Source organism: Streptomyces sp. NBC_00075, assembly GCF_045041225.1.
In the GTDB taxonomy this organism is placed as follows: Bacteria; Actinomycetota; Actinomycetes; order Streptomycetales; family Streptomycetaceae; genus Streptomyces; species Streptomyces adonidis.
This window is the reverse complement of record NZ_CP108243.1, coordinates 8,223,060-8,240,191: the sequence shown is the minus strand read 5'-3', so window position 1 is coordinate 8,240,191 and position 17,132 is coordinate 8,223,060. Positions and strand designations below refer to the sequence as shown.

General features: G+C 70.7%; 18 protein-coding genes. 11 read left to right on the top strand and 7 right to left on the bottom strand.

Translation table 11 applies throughout. From position 1 onward, the window contains the following. Window positions 1-332 precede the first annotated feature (332 nt). The 3 genes from OG787_RS36095 to OG787_RS36085 are packed head-to-tail and all read right to left on the bottom strand — an operon-like array spanning window position 333 to window position 4,072. A complete protein-coding gene (locus tag OG787_RS36095; RefSeq protein WP_369030811.1) occupies window positions 333-977 on the bottom strand; it encodes a PhzF family phenazine biosynthesis protein in 645 nt (214 codons plus the stop codon). Window positions 978-1,035: 58 nt separating this feature from the next. Then, window positions 1,036-2,550: an HtaA domain-containing protein gene (locus OG787_RS36090; protein ID WP_369030810.1), complete on the bottom strand. Its 1,515-nt coding sequence runs from the start codon at window positions 2,548-2,550 to the stop codon at window positions 1,036-1,038. Between the two features lie 55 nt (window positions 2,551-2,605). Next, a complete protein-coding gene (locus OG787_RS36085) occupies window positions 2,606-4,072 on the bottom strand; it encodes an HtaA domain-containing protein (protein WP_405538044.1) in 1,467 nt (488 codons plus the stop codon). Between the two features lie 143 nt (window positions 4,073-4,215). Between OG787_RS36085 and OG787_RS36080 the strand changes: the two genes are divergently transcribed. The 7 genes from OG787_RS36080 (at window position 4,216) to OG787_RS36050 (ending at window position 11,904) form a co-directional block, all read left to right on the top strand. Further along, window positions 4,216-5,259: a hemin ABC transporter substrate-binding protein gene (locus OG787_RS36080; RefSeq protein ID WP_405538043.1), complete on the top strand. Its 1,044-nt coding sequence runs from the start codon at window positions 4,216-4,218 to the stop codon at window positions 5,257-5,259. After that, window positions 5,256-6,341: a FecCD family ABC transporter permease gene (locus OG787_RS36075; protein ID WP_405538042.1), complete on the top strand. Its 1,086-nt coding sequence runs from the start codon at window positions 5,256-5,258 to the stop codon at window positions 6,339-6,341. Before OG787_RS36080 ends, OG787_RS36075 begins: the two co-directional genes overlap by 4 nt. Window positions 6,342-6,538: 197 nt before the next feature. Then, on the top strand, window positions 6,539-7,363 hold the full coding sequence (locus tag OG787_RS36070; RefSeq protein WP_405538041.1) for a heme ABC transporter ATP-binding protein: 825 nt from the start codon (window positions 6,539-6,541) through the stop codon (window positions 7,361-7,363). Between the two features lie 220 nt (window positions 7,364-7,583). After that, on the top strand, window positions 7,584-8,726 hold the full coding sequence (gene efeO, locus OG787_RS36065) for an iron uptake system protein EfeO (protein ID WP_369030805.1): 1,143 nt from the start codon (window positions 7,584-7,586) through the stop codon (window positions 8,724-8,726). Between the two features lie 48 nt (window positions 8,727-8,774). Continuing rightward, window positions 8,775-10,040 carry an iron uptake transporter deferrochelatase/peroxidase subunit gene (efeB, locus tag OG787_RS36060; protein WP_405540690.1) on the top strand — a complete coding sequence of 422 codons (1,266 nt, stop codon included), beginning with the start codon at window positions 8,775-8,777 and terminating at the stop codon, window positions 10,038-10,040. A gap of 3 nt (window positions 10,041-10,043) precedes the next feature. Continuing rightward, window positions 10,044-10,940 (top strand): iron uptake transporter permease EfeU, encoded by an 897-nt coding sequence (efeU, locus tag OG787_RS36055; protein ID WP_369030804.1) that lies wholly within the window; start codon window positions 10,044-10,046, stop codon window positions 10,938-10,940. Continuing rightward, complete coding sequence (locus tag OG787_RS36050) at window positions 10,885-11,904, top strand: hypothetical protein (RefSeq protein ID WP_405540689.1); 1,020 nt, start codon at window positions 10,885-10,887, stop codon at window positions 11,902-11,904. The genes efeU and OG787_RS36050 overlap by 56 nt, the downstream gene beginning before the upstream one ends. A 31-nt stretch (window positions 11,905-11,935) precedes the next feature. Here OG787_RS36050 and OG787_RS36045 read toward each other — a convergent pair whose 3' ends face one another. Together OG787_RS36045 and OG787_RS36040 are read right to left on the bottom strand one after the other, a co-directional pair. Then, complete coding sequence (locus tag OG787_RS36045) at window positions 11,936-12,688, bottom strand: bifunctional DNA primase/polymerase (RefSeq protein ID WP_405538040.1); 753 nt, start codon at window positions 12,686-12,688, stop codon at window positions 11,936-11,938. A 162-nt stretch (window positions 12,689-12,850) separates the two neighbouring features. Further along, window positions 12,851-13,504 (bottom strand): TetR/AcrR family transcriptional regulator, encoded by a 654-nt coding sequence (locus OG787_RS36040; RefSeq protein WP_405538039.1) that lies wholly within the window; start codon window positions 13,502-13,504, stop codon window positions 12,851-12,853. Between the two features lie 99 nt (window positions 13,505-13,603). On the opposite strand from OG787_RS36040, the gene OG787_RS36035 reads away from it, so the two are divergent. Beyond that, complete coding sequence (locus OG787_RS36035) at window positions 13,604-13,795, top strand: DUF6243 family protein (RefSeq protein WP_369030800.1); 192 nt, start codon at window positions 13,604-13,606, stop codon at window positions 13,793-13,795. 8 nt (window positions 13,796-13,803) lie between these two features. Here OG787_RS36035 and OG787_RS36030 read toward each other — a convergent pair whose 3' ends face one another. Then, complete coding sequence (locus OG787_RS36030) at window positions 13,804-14,901, bottom strand: DUF5937 family protein (protein ID WP_405538038.1); 1,098 nt, start codon at window positions 14,899-14,901, stop codon at window positions 13,804-13,806. Between the two features lie 196 nt (window positions 14,902-15,097). Here OG787_RS36030 and OG787_RS36025 point away from each other — a divergent pair, with 196 nt between their 5' ends. From OG787_RS36025 to OG787_RS36015, 3 genes are all read left to right on the top strand, one after another. Continuing rightward, window positions 15,098-15,262, top strand: a complete 165-nt coding sequence (locus tag OG787_RS36025; RefSeq protein WP_405538037.1) for a hypothetical protein — start codon at window positions 15,098-15,100, stop codon at window positions 15,260-15,262. A 180-nt stretch (window positions 15,263-15,442) separates the two neighbouring features. Continuing rightward, a complete protein-coding gene (locus OG787_RS36020) occupies window positions 15,443-15,898 on the top strand; it encodes a hypothetical protein (RefSeq protein WP_405538036.1) in 456 nt (151 codons plus the stop codon). Continuing rightward, window positions 15,895-16,308, top strand: coding sequence for a cytidine deaminase (locus OG787_RS36015; RefSeq protein ID WP_405538035.1), 414 nt, complete (start codon window positions 15,895-15,897; stop codon window positions 16,306-16,308). The genes OG787_RS36020 and OG787_RS36015 overlap by 4 nt, the downstream gene beginning before the upstream one ends. Window positions 16,309-16,450: 142 nt before the next feature. On the opposite strand, the gene OG787_RS36010 is transcribed toward OG787_RS36015, so the two are convergent. Beyond that, the gene (locus tag OG787_RS36010; protein ID WP_405538034.1) at window positions 16,451-17,128 is read right to left on the bottom strand and encodes a hypothetical protein; all 678 of its coding nucleotides are present in this window, start codon (window positions 17,126-17,128) and stop codon (window positions 16,451-16,453) included. Window positions 17,129-17,132: the final 4 nt, after the last annotated feature.

Sequence of the window (17,132 nt, the reverse complement as noted above, 5' to 3'; positions counted from 1 at the left end):
TGGGGGCTGCGCCCCCAGACCCCTCTTTGTCCTCAAACGCCGGACGGGCTGAAAAGATCAAGCGCCGGCCGGCACCCTCCAGCCCGTCCGGCGATTGAGGACGAGCGCGTTCAGCGCGACATCCCACCCACCCGACTACCGCCACCGCCCTCCAGCCCGTCCGGCGATTGAGGACGAGCGCGTTCAGCGCGACATCCCACCCACCCGACTACCGCCACCGCCCTCCAGCCCGTCCGGCGTTTGAGGACGAGGCCGTTCAGGCCGAAAGGGGGGTCTGGGGGCGCAGCCCCCAGAAGGATGGGACGGGTAGGGGCGGCGGGGGCGAGGAAAAATCAGCGCTCCAGGAACACCCGTCCCCCGATCTCCACCCACCCCATCGGCTGGGGTGCCGTGAGTATCTGTGAGCCCTTGCCCTGGGTGATGTTCAGGGCCCGGCCCAGTTCGTGGGTCAGGAGCAGCGCCGCCGCCCCCGTCGCCTCGTCCTCCTCGATCCCGTCGTCCCGGCCGGGGAAGCCACGGGCCCGCACCCGGCCCGCCGCCTCGTCCTCCCAGGCCCACGCGTAGATCCACTCCCCCACCGGCGGCACCGCCAGCGCGTCCACCTCCGCCGCCGACCCGTACCGCCGCAGCGTCCGCGCCGGTACCCACTCCGCCCGCGCCTCGATCCAGCTGAACTCCCCGTCCAGCCGCGCCCCCACCAGCCCGGCCGGTGTGACCAGTTCGGGCACGTCGAGCAGCCAGGCCGAACCGACGCAGGGGTGACCGGCGAACGGCAGGCGCAGGGTCGGTGTGTAGATGTCGATGACCCCGCGCTCGGGGTCATCGACGAACACGGTCTCGCTGAACCCGAGTTTCGCCGCGAACGCCTGCCGTTCGTCCCGCTCCGGCATGACGGAGCCCTCACGGACCACGCCCAGTTCGTTGCCGTATCCGCCGGTGGGCGAGCAGAAGACGCGGAGTACGTCGTAATCAGTCACGCGCGCATTCAAACACCCAGGTGGCGGCAGTCACCAACTACGCGCCCCCCGTACGTCCTCACGCCTCCGTACGGCGACGCCTCACCGCAAGCACCACACCCGCGCCCGCCGCCACCGTCACCGCGGCGGCCGTGCCCAGCGCACCGACCGGAACACCCGCGCCGGTGGACGCCAGGCCGCCGCCCGTCACACCTCCGGTTGTCGAGCCCGTCGTACCGGAGGAACCGCCCGTGGAGCCGGACGAGCCAGAGGTACCGCCCGTGGAGTCCGATCCGCCGTCGCCGCCCGGGAGTTCGGCGCCCTCGGCGACCGCCACGGACAGGTCGACCGGGTCGAGTTCCGTGCCCGTCTCGTAGAAGTCGCCGAAGGCCTTCGCACCAGCCGCTGTGAGCTTCGCTGTCACGTCGGACAGGGTGATGACATCGTTCACAGCCGTGAGGTCGGTCGCGTCCGTCGTCAGGTCGGCCAGGACCACGTCGTCGGAGGTCTCGCCGAGGCTCTCCACGTCGGCGGTGAGTTCGCCGGCGCCGTTGTCGACCGTCGCCCTGAGGTCGCTGAGGGTGAGGTCGAGGCCGTACGTGCCGTTGTCCTCGTGGCCCTTGAAGTTCACGGCGCCCGCGAAGGCGGCGGAGAGGGTCTCGGCGTCGGTGTCGTACTCGCCCGAGCCGTCGACGAACGTGAACACACCGTTGTCGGCGGCCTGGGTCGCACCGTCGGACGTCGTGATCGCACCCTTGGCTACGCCGTCCACGACGTACGTACGGAAGGACTGCTTCACACCCCAGCCCAGCGTGCCGTCGGTGATGTCACCGCTCACCGGGGCTGCGGTGTCGGTGTCCGACGGGGACGCCGACGGCGAGGCGGACTCCGACTCGCTCTGCGACGGCGACGGGGATGCCGAGGTCGAGGCAGAGGCAGAGGTCGATCCCGACGGAGTCGGGGTCGGGGACGGCGAGGTCGACGTGGTCGGGGACGTGGACGCCGACGGGCTCGGGGACTCCGGCGTCCCCTGTACGACCGTCAGCGGGTCGCCCGCCGCCCCGCTGTAGCTGGAGCTGCCGAGGACGGTCGCCGCCTCCGCCGTCAGCTTGGTCGCCATCTCGGTCATCGCCTGGGTGACCGTGACGTCGGCGAGCGGGACGTCGTCCTGGGTGGTGCCGCTCCTCGTGACGTCGGCGGTGATCTTCGCCGCCTTGCTGTCGAACTTGACGTCGGACAGGGTGAGTTCGAAGCCGTGCAGCGTGGAGGCGATCTTCAGGCTGCCCTTGAAGCCGAGGTTCACGGTGTGGGCGGTGGAGTCGTAGGTCCCCGTGCCCTCCGCGAAGGTGAAGGCCCCGTTGTTCGCGGCCTGCGAGGCGCCGTCCGCCGGGGTGAAGGTGCCGGCCGCCATTCCGGTCACGTAGGTGCGGTACGACTGCTTGATGCCCCAGGTCAACTCGTAGCCGCTGAGCGGGACTTCGGCGGCCGAGGCGGTGGAGGCGACCGTCGTGGCGAGCGCGGTGGCACCGAGCGCGACGGCCGTGGCCACGGCGGCGGCGAGAGCGAGGGGGCGTCTGGAGGAGGTGGCGGACATGGTGGTGGTTCTCCTAGGCGGACGGTCCGCCAACCGGCGGACGGTGTAAGGGGGTTCAGGCCCCGTCATGCGCGTCGGCGGCGGTGGCGGTGGCCGTGCGGGCCTTGCGTCTGCGGACGACGACCGCGAAGGCCACGGCCGCCAGCAGCAGGGCGCCGGCCGCCAGGCCGACGGGCAGGAGCGGTGGTCCATCGTCGGCGCCGGAGTCGGCGCCGGAGTCGCTCGCGGCGTTCTCCGTGTCCGGTGCGGCGGACTTGGCCGCCGCCTCCGGTGTCGCGGACGTCTCCGTCCCGGTGCCCGCGCTGCCCAGGTCGGGCAGGGCGGGAAGTTCGGCGTCGTCGGTGAGGGTGACGGCGAGCGAGACGGGGTCCATCTCCGTGCCCGCCTTGTACATCCCGCCGAAGGCCTTCGCACCGCGCTCGGTGAGCTTCGCGGGCGCCTCGGTCAGAGCGACCAGGCCGTTCTTGGCCGTCGGCTTGGCGGCGGTGAAGGTGATCAGCGGGACGTCGGCGCCCTTGAAGTCCGGGCTCGCCACGTCCGCGTACAGCGCGCCCGTGCCGTTCGCGCCGACCGCCGTACGCAGTCCGCTCAGCGCCAGGTCGAGGCCGTTCTCGCCGGTGAAGCGCACCGCGCCGGTGAAGGTCGCGGTCAGTTCGCCGTCCTTGTACGTGCCCTTGCCGCTCGGGAAGCGGAAGAGCGCGCCGCCGTCCTGGGCCCCGGAGGACAGCGTCCACCTGCCCTTGGCGATGTCGCCGGTGACGTACTCGCGGAAGGTGCGGCGCACCCCCCAGTCGACCGCCCCGTCCTTGATCGCGCCCGAAGTCGCCTTCGGGGCCGTGGACCTGGAGGGGGTGGCGGTGGGGGCCTTGGTCGTCGGAGTCGCCGTCGGCTGCTTGGTGGCCGCCGCCCGGACGTCCGCCGAGAGGCTCACCGGGTCGAGTGCGGTGCCCGCCGTGTAGTACCCGGCGAAGGACTTGGCGCCCTCGGCGGTGAGGCTGGCGGGGAGGTTGTTGAGGGTGACCGCGTTGCCGCCGCCCCGCATGTCGATCCCGCCCAGGGAGAGGGAGGCGAAGGGCACCTGCGAGGACGTCGTGACCGTCCCGGTGTCCTTCGCCTTGCTGGTGACGTCGACGTAGAGGGTGCCGGAGCCGCCGGAGATCCGGACGGTGGGGCGGCTGATCGTGAGGTCGAGCTGGTAGGTCCCGTCGGCCTTCTTGTGGCCGACGAAGTGGACCCCGCCGGAGAAGCCGGCACGGAAGGCGCCCGTGTCGCCGTCGTACGAACCCGTGGCCGAGTGGAAGCGGAACTGGCTGCCGCCGACCGTGGCCGCGCCGCCCGTGAGGGAGAAACTCCCCTTCGCTATCGGGCCGGTGACATAGCTCTGGAAGGACGACTTGATGCCCCAGTCGAGCCTGCCGCCCTGCACGGTACGGCTCGCGGCATGCGCGGCACCGGCCGGGAGGAGGGCCCCCAGGACGGCCGCGCACAACACGGTCACCAGGGCACGTAGGCGCGCGGGCATGGGGTGTCCTCCGGTATCCGACGGGATTCGACTGCCAGTAGCGAGCGAAGGTAAGGCTAACCTAAGCTTTGGCCAGCGGAAACGTAAGAGGGCCGAGAGAATCCAAGACGATCCGAGACGATCCGAGAGAAACGGATGGCACCGTGGGACGCTTGCGCACGCGATTGGCGGGAGCACTACTGTCCGCGCTCGCCCTCACGGCGACCGGCTGCGCCGGCGCCCAGGGCTCGGGGCAGGACAGTCCACGGGGCGGCACGGCCGAGGCCGCCGCGAGTGCCGCCGCCGCGGATCGTCTGGAACCCCTCACGAACCCTTCCGAACCTCAACTCCCCGTGACCGTACGGTCGTCCGACGGGACGAAGGTGACCGTCGAGGCCGCCGAGCGGATCGTGCCCCTCTCCGGCAGCCTCAGCGAGATCGTGTTCACGCTCGGGCTCGGCGACCGGGTCGTCGCCCGGGACATCACCGCCACCTTCGCCCAGGCGGAGAAGCTGCCGATCGTCACCCGCAACCACGACGTCTCAGCCGAGAGCGTGCTCTCCCTCAAGCCCGACCTGGTCCTCGCCGAGACGACCACCGGCCCCGAGGAGGCGATCGGCCAGATCCGCGACGCCGGTGTCCCGGTCCTCGTCATCGACCCGGCGAAGGGCCTCGGCGATGTCGGCCCGCGCATCCAGGCGATCGCCGACGCGCTCGGCGTACCGACCGCCGGGAAGGAGCTGACGAAGCGCTCCGAGGACCGGATCGCCGCCGTACGCAAGGGGATTCCGCAGTCGGCGGAGGGTGACGAAAAGCCTCGCGTCGCCTTCCTCTATCTGCGTGGCTCCGCCTCCGTCTATCTCATCGGCGGCAAGGACTCCGGGGCGACCTCGCTCCTTGAGGCCGCCGGGGCGATCGACGCGGGCGCGGACTCGGGGCTCGAGAAGGACTTCACGGCCATTACGACAGAGGCGCTGGCGCAGGCCGCGCCGGACGCGATCCTCGTCATGACCAAGGGACTTGAGTCCGTCGGCGGGATCGACGGGATGATCGAGATCCCTGGTGTCGCGCAGACCCCGGCCGGGATGGAGCGCCGGGTCGTGTCGATCGAGGACGGCGTGCTCCTCAACTACGGGCCGCGTACGGACCAGGTGCTGAGGTCGATCGTGGCCCAGCTGTACGCCGACAACGACGGAGATGCGCAATGACCTTGCTGGACAAGGTGGTCGAGGCCGCCGAGGAGGCCTCGCCCGTACGTCGGGTGCGGGGCGGCACCTGGCTGCTGACCGTCGGGCTGGTCGTCGCGCTGCTCGTGCTCGTTCCGGTCGCCGCCGGGCTCGGGGCGTATCCGATCCCCACGGGTGATGTGCTGGGCTCGGTGCTGCACAAAGTCGGGCTCGGTGGGGCCGAGTTGGAGCGTGTCCCCGAGTCTGTTCTGTGGAACGTCCGTTTCCCTCGTATCGTGCTCGCGCTGCTCGTGGGGGCCTCGTTGGGGTGTGCGGGGGCGTTGATGCAGGGGATGTTCAGCAATCCGCTTGCCGAGCCGAGCATCATCGGCGTCTCGTCGGGGGCGGCGGTCGGTGCGGTGGGGGCGATCTCGCTCGGCCTCAACTTCCTTGGCACGGTGACGATTCCGACTGTCGCGTTCGCGACGGGGCTCGGCACGGTGTTGCTGGTGTATTCGATGTCTCGCGCCGGGGGGCGTACGGAGGTCGTGACGCTGATCCTCACCGGGATCGCCGTGAACGCGTTCGCGGGGGCGTTGATCGGGTTGTTCCTGTTCTTCGCGGACACGGCTGCGGTCAACCAGATCACGTTCTGGCAGCTGGGGTCGCTTGCGCAGGCGACCTGGTCGAAGGTGCTGGCGGTGCTGCCGTTCGCGGTTGTGGGTCTGGTGATCGCGCCTCTTTATACGCGTCGACTGGATCTTCTGGCCCTTGGGGAGCGGCCTGCTCGGCATCTGGGGGTGGATGTGGAGCGGATGCGGGTTGTTCTGATCCTGGTGATCGCGTTGTTGACGGCGGCGGCGGTGGGGGTCTCGGGGATCATCGGGTTTGTCGGGCTGGTGATTCCGCATTTGCTGCGGATGGCTGCGGGGCCTGGGCATCGGTTTCTTGTGCCGGGCGCTGCGCTGGCGGGGGCGGTGGTTCTGCTTGCCGCGGATCTGGTGGCGCGGACGGTTGCTGCACCGGCGGAGTTGCCGCTGGGTGTGTTGACTGCGCTGCTTGGTAGTCCGTTTTTCTTCTGGTTGCTTCGGAGGACTCGGCGGCGGCAAGGGGGGTGGGCGTGAGGGGTTGTTCGTCGGCCGACGGCCGGTGGGGGCTTGTCGCGCAGTTCCCCGCGCCCCTAGGTAGGTCTGTGCGGACGCACATCGATACAGCCCCGCGCCCCTAGGTGGGTCCGTGCGGACGCAGATCGATACAGCCCCGCGCCCCTAGGTGGGGATCCGTACCGCCCCTTTCCAACTCGATCTCTAGGAAGCTTGCCGTGAGACTCCTGCGCTCCCGCCCGACTCCCCCGCCCCCCGCCGAGCCGGGGGACGTTCTCGCCGAAGTCGAAGGGCTGCATGTTCGCCTTGGTTCGCGGGAGGTTCTCTCGGGTGTCGACGTGATCGCCCGGGCCGGTGAGGTGTTGGCGCTCGTCGGGCCCAATGGGGCCGGGAAGTCGACGCTGTTGGGGGCGATTGCCGGCGATCTGCCGGCCGCCGCCGGGGTTGTGCGGATTCATGGGTGGGACGCCGGTGAGTGGCCGGCCGCTGAACTCGCGCTGCGGCGGGCCGTGTTGCCGCAAGCCGCCTCGCTCTCCTTTCCGTTCAGCGTTGAGGAGGTCGTTCGGATGGGGCGGGCGCCCTGGGCCGGGACCGAGCGGGAGGACGAGGACGATGTGGCCGTGGGTGAGGCGATGGGGGCCGCCGAGGTGGCCGGGTTCGCCGTGCGGCCGTTCTCCGCGCTGAGCGGGGGTGAGCGGGCCCGGGTCGCGCTGGCCCGGGTGCTCGCCCAGCGGGCGCCGCTGCTGCTGCTCGACGAGCCGACCGCCGCGCTGGACCTGCGGCACCAGGAGCTGGTGCTGCGGGTGTGCCGGGAGCGGGCGCGGGCCGGGGACGCCGTGGTGGTCGTACTGCACGATCTGGGACTCGCGGCGGCCTACGCGCACCGGGTGGCGATCCTGAGCGCCGGGCGGGTGGTGGCCGACGGGACGCCCGAGGAGGTCTTCGAGGAACGGCTGCTGTCGGACGTGTACCGGCAGGCCATCGAGGTGTTTCCGCATCCGCGTACCGGAGCTGTCCTGATCTCGCCGGTCCGGGATTCTTGACCTGTGCATTGCCTGTGAATGGTGCTCTCTTTACGTCCCCTTTAGTGAGCGATTGAGTTGCCGTGATCGGAGCGTGCCCTTACGGCGTCCGTGAGAGCTGAATCACCGAATGTCCGGGTATCACTGAGGCAAGCCTTAGGTAAGTTAGGGCCGCCTCACCAAACTTCTGTGAGCCCGGACACGTCGATTTCTCGCCACTCACCTTCACCCAGGAGCCCGTATGCGTGCCGTCAGACTCTCCGTCGTCACCGCAGCCGCCACCGCGGCTGCGCTGGCCGCCGTCACCGGCTGCACGGAGAAGGGCAGCTCCGGGAGCGACGGCGACCGGGTCATCAGCGTCACCGCGACGGACGACAAGTGCGAGGTGTCGAAGAAGGAGTTCCCGGCCGGGCACATCGAGCTGGACATCGCGAACAAGGGCTCCAAGGTCACCGAGGTCTATGTTCTGTTCCCGGACGACCGGATCGTCACCGAGCGGGAGAACATCGGGCCCGGTACCAAGCAGAAGGTCACCGCCGAGGTGAAGGCCGGCGACTACACGATCGCCTGCAAGCCCGGTATGAAGGGCGACGGCATCCGCCAGGCGGTCAAGGCCACCGGCGGTACGGTCGCCAAGCGCGACCCCCGGCTGGACGCGGCCGTCGCCGCCTACCGCAAGTACGCGCAGGAGCAGGCCGACGCCACGGTGCCGCTCGCCGAGGTCTTCGCCAAGGCGGTCAAGGCCGGCGACATAGAGGCCGCGAAGAAGGCGTACGCGCCCTCGCGCATCGGCTGGGAGCGCACCGAGCCGGTCGCCGAGTCCTTCGGTGACATCGACCCCAAGGTCGACGTCCGCGCCGACGGTCTGGAGGCCGGGCAGGAGTTCACGGGCTGGCACCGGCTGGAGAAGTCCCTCTGGCAGGACAAGAAGATCACCGACGCGGACAAGACCCTCGCCGACCAGCTGATCACCGACCTCACCGACTGGCAGAAGCGGGTCGGCAAGGCGGAGATCACCCCGACCTCCATGGCCAACGGCGCCAAGGAACTCCTCGACGAGGTCGCCACCGGCAAGGTCACCGGCGAGGAGGAGCGCTACTCGCACACCGACCTCGTCGACTTCAAGGCCAACGTCGAGGGCGCCCAGGACGCGTACGAGCTGCTGAAGCCCGTCGCGAAGGAGAACGACGCGGCGCTGGTCACGGAGCTGGACAAGCAGTTCGCCGCCCTGAACACGCTGCTCGACAAGTACCGCGCGGACAAGACCTCGTACGACTTCACCTCGTACGACAAGGTCACCGACGCCCAGCGCAAGGAGCTCTCCGACGCGGTGAACGCGCTCGCCGAGCCGCTGTCGAAGCTCGCCGCCGCCGTCGTGAAGTAGAAGAAGCAAGAGGAGTCCATCGACATGGCGGACGACATGACAGACGACATGACGGAGACACCCGAAACCCCTGCGGGCAGTACCTCCCGGCGGGCGCTGATCGGCTGGGGCGGGGCCGGGCTCGCGCTCGGGGCCGCCGCGGTCGGCGGGGCCGTGGCGGTGACCCGTGGCGGCGACGACGTGCAGACGGTCGCGGCCGAGACGGGCGGCGCGATCGAGTTCCACGGCGGCCACCAGGCGGGGATCGCGACGCCGGTGCAGGACCGGCTGCACTTCGCCGCGTTCGACGTGGAGACCGACGACCGCGCCGAGTTCGTCCAGATGCTCAAGGACTGGACGGCCGCCGCCCGGCGGATGACCGCCGGGCAGACGGTCGGCGAGGGCGCGTACGGCGGGCTGGCTGTGGCTCCGCCGGACGACACCGGTGAGGCGCTGGGGCTGAAGCCGTCGCGGCTGACGCTGACGGTCGGGTTCGGGCCCGGCCTGTTCGAGAGGTTCGGGCTGGCCGAGCGGCGGCCCGCCGCGCTCGTCGACCTGCCGCAGTTCCCCGGCGACAACCTGGACAAGAACCGCAGCGGCGGCGATGTGTGCGTGCAGGCCTGCTCGGACGATCCGCAGGTCGCCGTGCACGCGATCCGCAACCTGGCCCGGATCGGCTTCGGCAAGGTCTCGGTGCGCTGGTCGCAGCTCGGCTTCGGCAAGACCTCGTCGACGACCCCCGAGGCGCAGACCCCGCGCAACCTGCTCGGCTTCAAGGACGGCACGCGCAACATCGCGGGCACCGAGACGGCCCGGCTGAAGAAGTTCGTGTGGGTGGACGGTACGGACGTCGACGCCGACTCGGCCTGGATGGACGGGGGTTCGTATCTCGTCGCCCGGCGCATCCGGATGCACATCGAGCCCTGGGACCGCACCTCCCTCCAGGAGCAGGAGGACATCATCGGGCGCGACAAGGGCGAGGGCGCCCCGGTCGGCAAGGCCAAGGAGCGCGACGAGCCGTTCCTCAAGGCGATGCTGCCCGACGCGCACGTCCGCCTCGCGCACCCCGACTCCAACCACGGGGCGACCCTGCTGCGCCGCGGCTACTCCTTCACGGACGGCACAGACGGCCTCGGCCGCCTTGAGGCGGGCCTGTTCTTCCTCGCGTACCAGCGGGACGTCCGCAAGGGGTTCATCCCCGTGCAGCGCAATCTCGCGACCGACGCGCTCAACGAGTACATCCAGCACGTGGGTTCGGCGGTCTTCGCGATCCCCCCGGGCGTCCGGGACAAGGACGACTGGTGGGGCCGCGCACTGTTCACTGAGGGGGCCTAGCCCGTGTTCGCGAACTATCTGATCGGTCTGCGCGAGGGGCTGGAAGCCAGTCTCGTCGTCTGCATCCTCATCGCCTATCTGGTGAAGACGGACCGCCGGGACGCCCTGAAGCCGATCTGGATCGGCATCGGGGTCGCCATCACGCTGGCCCTCGCCTTCGGCTGCGCGCTCGAATTCGGCTCCCAGGAGCTGACGTTCGAGGCGCAGGAGGCGCTCGGCGGCTCGCTGTCGATCGTCGCCGTGTGTCTGGTGACGTGGATGGTCTTCTGGATGCGGCGTACGGCCCGTCACCTCAAGGCCGATCTGCACGGCAAGCTGGACGCGGCCCTCCAGATGGGCACGGGCGCGCTGGTCGCGACCGCGTTCCTGGCGGTGGGCCGGGAGGGCCTGGAGACCGCGCTGTTCGTGTGGGCGTCGGTGCGGGCGTCCAGCGACGGCACCGAAGGGCCCCTGATCGGCGTGCTGTTGGGCATCGCGTCGGCGGTCGTGCTCGGCTACCTCTTCTACCGGGGCGCCCTGCGCATCAACCTGTCGAAGTTCTTCACGTGGACCGGCGGCATGCTGGTCGTGGTCGCGGCGGGCGTCCTGGCGTACGGCTTCCACGACCTCCAGGAGGCCGACTGGCTGCCGGGCCTGAACAACAAGGCGTTCGACATCAGCGACACGATCCCGCCGGACAGCTGGTACGGCACGCTCCTCAAGGGCGTCCTCAACTTCCAGCCGGACCCGACCGTCCTCCAGGTCACGGTGTGGGCGCTGTACCTGATCCCGACGCTCGCGCTGTTCCTCGCCCCGGTAGGGTTCGCCTCCGGGAAGGGGAAGGTGAAGCCAGCTGATGAGCAGGTTGAGCAGGGGTCGCAGCCCTCGGACACCACGAAGGACACCACGAAGTCGTCTTGACCGAAGTGCCCTCGTAGCGGCCTCGGTGACCGTGTTGTCGCTGGCCGCGAGCGGCTGTGTCGTGGTGCACGGCGAGCGCGAGGTGGTCCCGGCGGCGACCCGGGCGGAGGCGGCCGAGGCGCTGAAGGACTTCACGGCCGCGTACAACAAGGCGGACAAGGCGTACGACCGTTCCCTGGACGCCGACTACGTCACCGGCGCCCTGGGCGCGATCGACGCGGCCCGGCTGAACGCGGGGCGCGAGAACAGCCCGGCCGGCAACCCGTCGCACGTACCGCTGGAGTTCACGGACACCAGGTTCGCGATCCCGAAGAAGGCGGGCTGGCCGCGCTGGTTCGTCGCGGACGCCGACGCCAACAAGGGCAACGACTCGCGCTGGCTGCTGGTGTTCACGCGCAGCAACGTGGCCGAGCCGTGGGCGGTGGCGTATCTGACGCTGGTCGCCCCGGACGACGTACCGGCGTTCAAGACGGACAAGGACGGTCTCGCGGAGCCGGTGACGGCGAACTCGGCCGAACTGGCCGTCGCGCCCAAGGACTTGAGCGCGGACTACGCGACCTACCTGAAGGACGGCACCGGCGACGTCTTCGCGCCCGGGGTGCACACGAGCGGCTGGGTGGAGCAGCGCAAGAAGAGCGCGATCAAGCCCGGGCTCGTCACGCAGTACATCGACGAGCCGCTCGGCAAGGACGACTTCGCCCCGCTGGGTCTGCGGACGGCGGACGGCGGCGCGCTGGTCTTCTTCGCCACGCACCACTACGAGAAGCAGACGGCCGCGCTCGGTACGTCCATCCCGGAGCCGAGCGACAGTGTGCTGGCGCTGACGACGGGTGAGATCAAGCAGTCGCTGACCCTGGAGTTCGTCTCGAACCAGGCGGTCCTCGACCCGGGCAGGGGTGCCGCGGGCCAGGGTGTGGAGTTCCTGAGCCGCATCCAGGGTCTGACGGCGGCGCAGGGAGAGTAACTCCGGTGACTCCGGTCGTCGTGGCGGGAGTTCAGCCTCGGGAGGGCCAGGCCGTGGCGGCGTGGTCGTGGTCGGGCTCCTCGCCGGCGTACCGGGCGCAGGCGTCGGTGAGGACTTCGAGGAGGCTCAGCGGGTCGGGCAGGGCGAACTCCGGTCCGCGTACCCAGTACACGCCCTGCTCACCGGGCAACCGGGCGGGCGGTACGAGGACATAGGAGCCCCGGCAGTGCCAGCGCAGGCCCGGATGCTCGTCCGCGGTCTCGGGGTGGCAGTCCAGTTCGCAGGGCCACCACTCGTCCTCGTCGTCCGGGGTGCCACGGGTGAGGGTGAAGAACAGCAGCCGTCCGTCGTCGCTCTCGGCGACGGGCCCGACCTCGATACCGGCCCCAAGGAGCCGTTCCAGCGCCTCGCGCCCCGCTTCGAGGGGCACGTCGAGCACGTCGTGGACTATGCCGGTCGCGGTGATGAAGTTGGCCTGCGGCTGATGCCTGGCCCAGCGCTCGATCTGGGCGCGGTCGGTGGTGGACTGCGTCTGCCAGGCGAAGGAGATCGGGTGCCGGGCGGGCGTGGGACAGCCGACGCGGTCACAGGAACATCGGTAGGCGGAGGGGTGCGCTGCGGGCGCGAGGGGCAGTCCCGCACGGGCGGCGGCGAGCAGCAGCTCCTCACGGCGCCCGCGCTCGGCGCCGGCGGCGGCCTCGTGGGCATCCACTCGGCGTCCACGCAGCCACTGGGAGATCCTGCCCTGCCGGCCCGTCGTACGACCGCCGAACTCCGCGCTCATGTATCGCCTCGCCTCGCTGTTGTGCGGACAGCCTGCTCCATGGTCCCACCATCCTGCGCTGCGGGAGGCCGGAGCCGACATCCGGGGTGGGTGGGACGAGGCGTACGAGGGGTTGGATCGGCCGCTTTCCGGTCGATTGGCAGTATTTGTCATCCACCAGTTTCAGCCGTCTTGGGCTTCCTTGTTGCCGGAAGACCTGCCGGGCGAGGCGATCCCGTGGAGGGCGTAGTCGACGAGGGTGTCCGTGTACTCGTACGAGATCGGTCCGGTGTACTGGAGCCAGCGCTGGGCGAGCGGGGAGACGAAGAGTTCCAGGGCGATACGGGGGTCGATGCCCGCCCGCACCTGCCCGGCTTCCTGGGCGGAGCGCAGGCGCTGCACATAGAGCTGGAGCGAGGGTTCGAGCAGCTTGGCGACGTATCTGCGGCCGAGTTCCTCGTTGACGAAGCCTTCGGCGGCCAGGGCGCGGGACGGTACCGCGAACGCGGGGTCGAGCAGCTGGTCGACAGTGAGGCGCAGGACGGCCTTGAGGTCGGCGGCGAGATCACCGGTGTCGGGGATGACGTAGTCTCCCCCGGGCTGGGCGGCTCCGGAGGCCTGCTCGCTCAGATCGACGAAGGCCTCCATGAGGACGTCCCCCTTGGAGGACCACCACCGGTAGATGGTCTGCTTCCCGACGCCGGCGCGGGCGGCGATGCCCTCGATGGTCGTCTTCTGGTAACCGACCTCACCGATGAGAGCGAGGGCCGCGTCGTAGATGGCTCGGCGGGACTTCTCGCTGCGGCGGGTGGAGTCGGGGGCGGGTTTCTGGACCATGTGGGCAATTTATCAGGTTGACAAGACGGAACGTCTCGCCGGAGGCTGGATCCGAACAAGTCGAGACGATACGTATCGTCACAATAGGAGGGGCACACCATGGCACGAGGCGGCGGAAACATGCTCGGAGTCGGCGGCACCCGCAGCAACCTGGGACGTGGCGCCCTGCGGGGCGGCGGCCGGGGCAAGAAGGTGGGCGGCGGTACGGACCCGCAGGCCCAGAAACGGGAGCTGCTGCGCAAGCTCCAGGAGAAGCGCGCGGAGGAGGAGAGCACACAGCAGGACCAGTGACGAGACACTCAGCGCAGCACGGCCGCCAGCAGGTCGGTCCCCAGTGCCGTCAGGTCGGGCAGGTTGAGGGTGTGCCGGACGTAGCGGCCGTGCCGCCGGGCCGTGAGCAGGCCCGCGCGGCGCAGGACGGCGAGGTGGCGGGAGACCTCCGGGGGCGTGAGGTCCCAGACGTGGGCCAGCTCGCCGGTGGTGTGCGGGCCGCGGGCCAGGGTGCGCAGCAGTCGCAGCCGTACGGGGTGGGCGAGGGCCTCCAGCCGGAGGGTGACCGTTTCCAGCGGTACCGGCTCCGCCGACGGGCTCGGCTCGGCCACCGGGTACTGCACCACCGGATGCCAGCCGGGCGCCTGGACCGCCACCAGGTGCGGGCGGCCGAAGACGCTGGGGATGAAGGTGACCCCGGTGCCGTGGGCGGCGGTCGTCTTGTCCTGGAGCTTGTCCACGATGATGCAGTCGCCGTCGGGGGCGAGGGCGACGGCGCCGGAGACCGACGCGAGTGCCGCGCCGATGCCCTGGCGCTTCAGCAGGTCGTTCTTGAGACGCAGGTCGGTGGCGAGCCGTACGGCGACGCCCGTCCAGGCGGCGTCGAAGAACGCGTCGGCGCACTGTTCGAGGGTGTCGCGCACCCAGGTCCGTACGGCGGCCGGGTCCGCGAGGAGCCGTTCCGCGAAGGCCTCCTGGCGTGCGCCACGGGCCTGGGCGAGGTCCAGGGCCCACTCGCGCGCCGTCCTGTCGCTGAGCGGCGACGGCGAGCCGAAGTGGACCCGGCTGCTGCCGCACGTGGTGACGAGCGCGGCTGTCACGTACATCTCGTCGTCGAGTCGGTCCACGTCGTCCAGTTCCTCGGCGAGGGTCGGCCGGGGGCGGGCGGGGATCAGGAAGTCGGCCTGCGAGGAACGCCAGAGGAAGTCCGCCTCCCGCAGCCGCTCGGCCAGTTCGGGCCGCAGCCCGACCCAGACCTCCCCGGCCCACCCGGCGAGCTGCGGATGATGCCCGGGCTCGGCGAGCACGTGGAGCATCGCGGTCAGCTCGGCCAGCGGGGAGGCGGCGAACCGCAGTCGCTCGGACGGCGGTCCGCTGATTCCGCTGATGTCGATGCGCAACGTCATCCATTCATCATCGCTGGCCGGAGGGGCGAGGACGGCATCGGTTGACGCTGTCCGTCAACCGACATGGCCGACCGGACGGCCGTACGCACCGTTGACGCCATGCCGACAACCACGACCGAAGCCGATCCCCGCGCCCCCGTCCGCGCCTCCGGAGGCCCCCGCTACGCCGTCGCCCTCGTTCCTCCTCCTGTACGGGGTGACAGTGCTGGGGCTGTCCACGCCGGCCACCGGCATCGCCATGACGGCCGGGATCGTGGCGGGTCTGCTGTGCATGCCCCTGGTGGGCCGTTGGCTGGACCGGGGTGCGCGCAGCACGGTCGTGGCGGCGGACGAGCTGGTGGCGGGGTTGACGGAACGCTGAGGCGGTCGGCCGGGTGCGTTTTTCGCCCCCGCCGCCCCTACCCGTCCCATCCTCGGGGGCTCCGCCCCCGAACCCCCGCTCCTCAAACTCCCCCAGAGGGGGGACCCCCAAGGGGCTGGATCTTTCAGCCCGTCCGGCGATTGAGGACAAAGGGGGGTCTGGGGGCGCAGCCCCCCGGTGATGGGAACGGGTAGGGGCGGCGGGGGCGAGATCAGCCGACGGTCCCGCACCCGTATGCGCGCGCTGGTGGTCACCCTCCAGGTCCCGGTCACCGTGCTGCTGGCCGGCTCCGGCGTGGTGCTCGCGGTGTCGTACGTCGGCTTCCTCGCGGCCACTTCACCGGGGCACGGGTGGGCGGCCCCGGCGGTCGCCGTCGTTTCCGTGCTCTGCACGATCGGGGAGATCATCTACGCGGGCAGCGCGACCGCGCTCGTCACAGCCATGGCTCCGGCCCAGGTCATGGGCCGTACCCTCGCCCGGTTCGAACTCTCCACGGGGTTCGGCCTGGCGGTGTCCCCGGCGGTGATCACGGCTCTGGCACCGCACGGGGCGACGGCTCTGTGGGGCAGCCTTGCGGCGGCCACACTCGTGTTCTCGGCTGCCGTGGCCAAGGAGAAGGAGAAACGGAAGAGATGACCACCCACCACCACCCCGTGGACCACGAACTCATCGAGGCGGCGGCACACATCGCCCGCACGCGCTGTCGGGGCGACAACCACACCATGGCGGCAGCGGCCCGCGCCCGGGACGGCCGGATCATCACGGCGGTGAACGCCTACCACTTCACCGGCGGCCCCTGCGCCGAGTTGGTCGTCATCGGCACGGCGGCGGCCCAGGGCGCGTACGACCTGGACACGATCGTCGCGGTGGGCGACCGCGAGCGAGGGGTCGTCCCGCCGTGCGGCCGATGCCGCCAGGTGCTCCTGGACTACTTCCCGACGCTCAAGGTCGTCGTCGGGAAGGCGGACGCCTTCCGAGCGGTCCCGATCAGCGAGTTGCTCCCCGAGACGTACGTCTGGGCGGACCACCAACTGGACGCCGAGTAGCGACGACGCGTCGGCGTCCAGGGGGTCCGAAGCGACGCCGGTTCCCTGAGCGACAAGCCGGAGCCACGGGCCGGCCGAGGCCCTGGCTCCCGCTCTCCTTCCTCCCGCTCTCCTTCCTCTCCGGTGCCTTTTTCTCTCCGGCTCAGTCGCCCTGAGCCCGTTGCAGGCGGCGTGCCATGGTTCTGCGGAACGGGGCGGCCGGGTCGGCGACCGTGCCCGCTGTCTGGGCGCGGGGCGCATCGGACCGGCCGGGGTCCAGCCGGGCCGCGACACGCGCCAGGGCCCTGTCGCCGGGGCGGGCGGCGATGTGGAAGTGCGAGACCTTCACCGGGGTCAGGTCACCGCCCCAGACGACCGTGCCGTCGCAGTCCGCGAGGATGTCCCGCACGATCGTCTCCTGATACGGCCAGAGTCCCTCGCTTCCGTTCAGCGGATAGGCGGTGGGGTGAAGGGCGACAGCGGTCCCGGAGAGGTGGTTCGACTCGAAGTCGGCCCCCACCGTGCGCCGCGTGGTGTGGCCGGTGACGCCACCGCCCTCGCCCGTGTCGAGTGCGGCGATCTCGTAGTGCCACCGGCGCGCGACGTGCAGCAGCACCGCCCCGGCGGCACCGCGCCGCAGCCCGAGGGAGGCGGCGGACCCCTGGATGTGGTGGACCGTGACGGAGGCGGGGTCGATCCGCCAGCCGTTGGCGGACACCTCGCCGGGCCACTGCCCGGTGGACGGCTCGACGGCCGAGGCGGAGGTGATCGACGTGCCCGACACCACGGCGAGCACACCGGTGCCGGCGGCGACACGCAGCAGACCGCGTCTGGAGATCATCGGC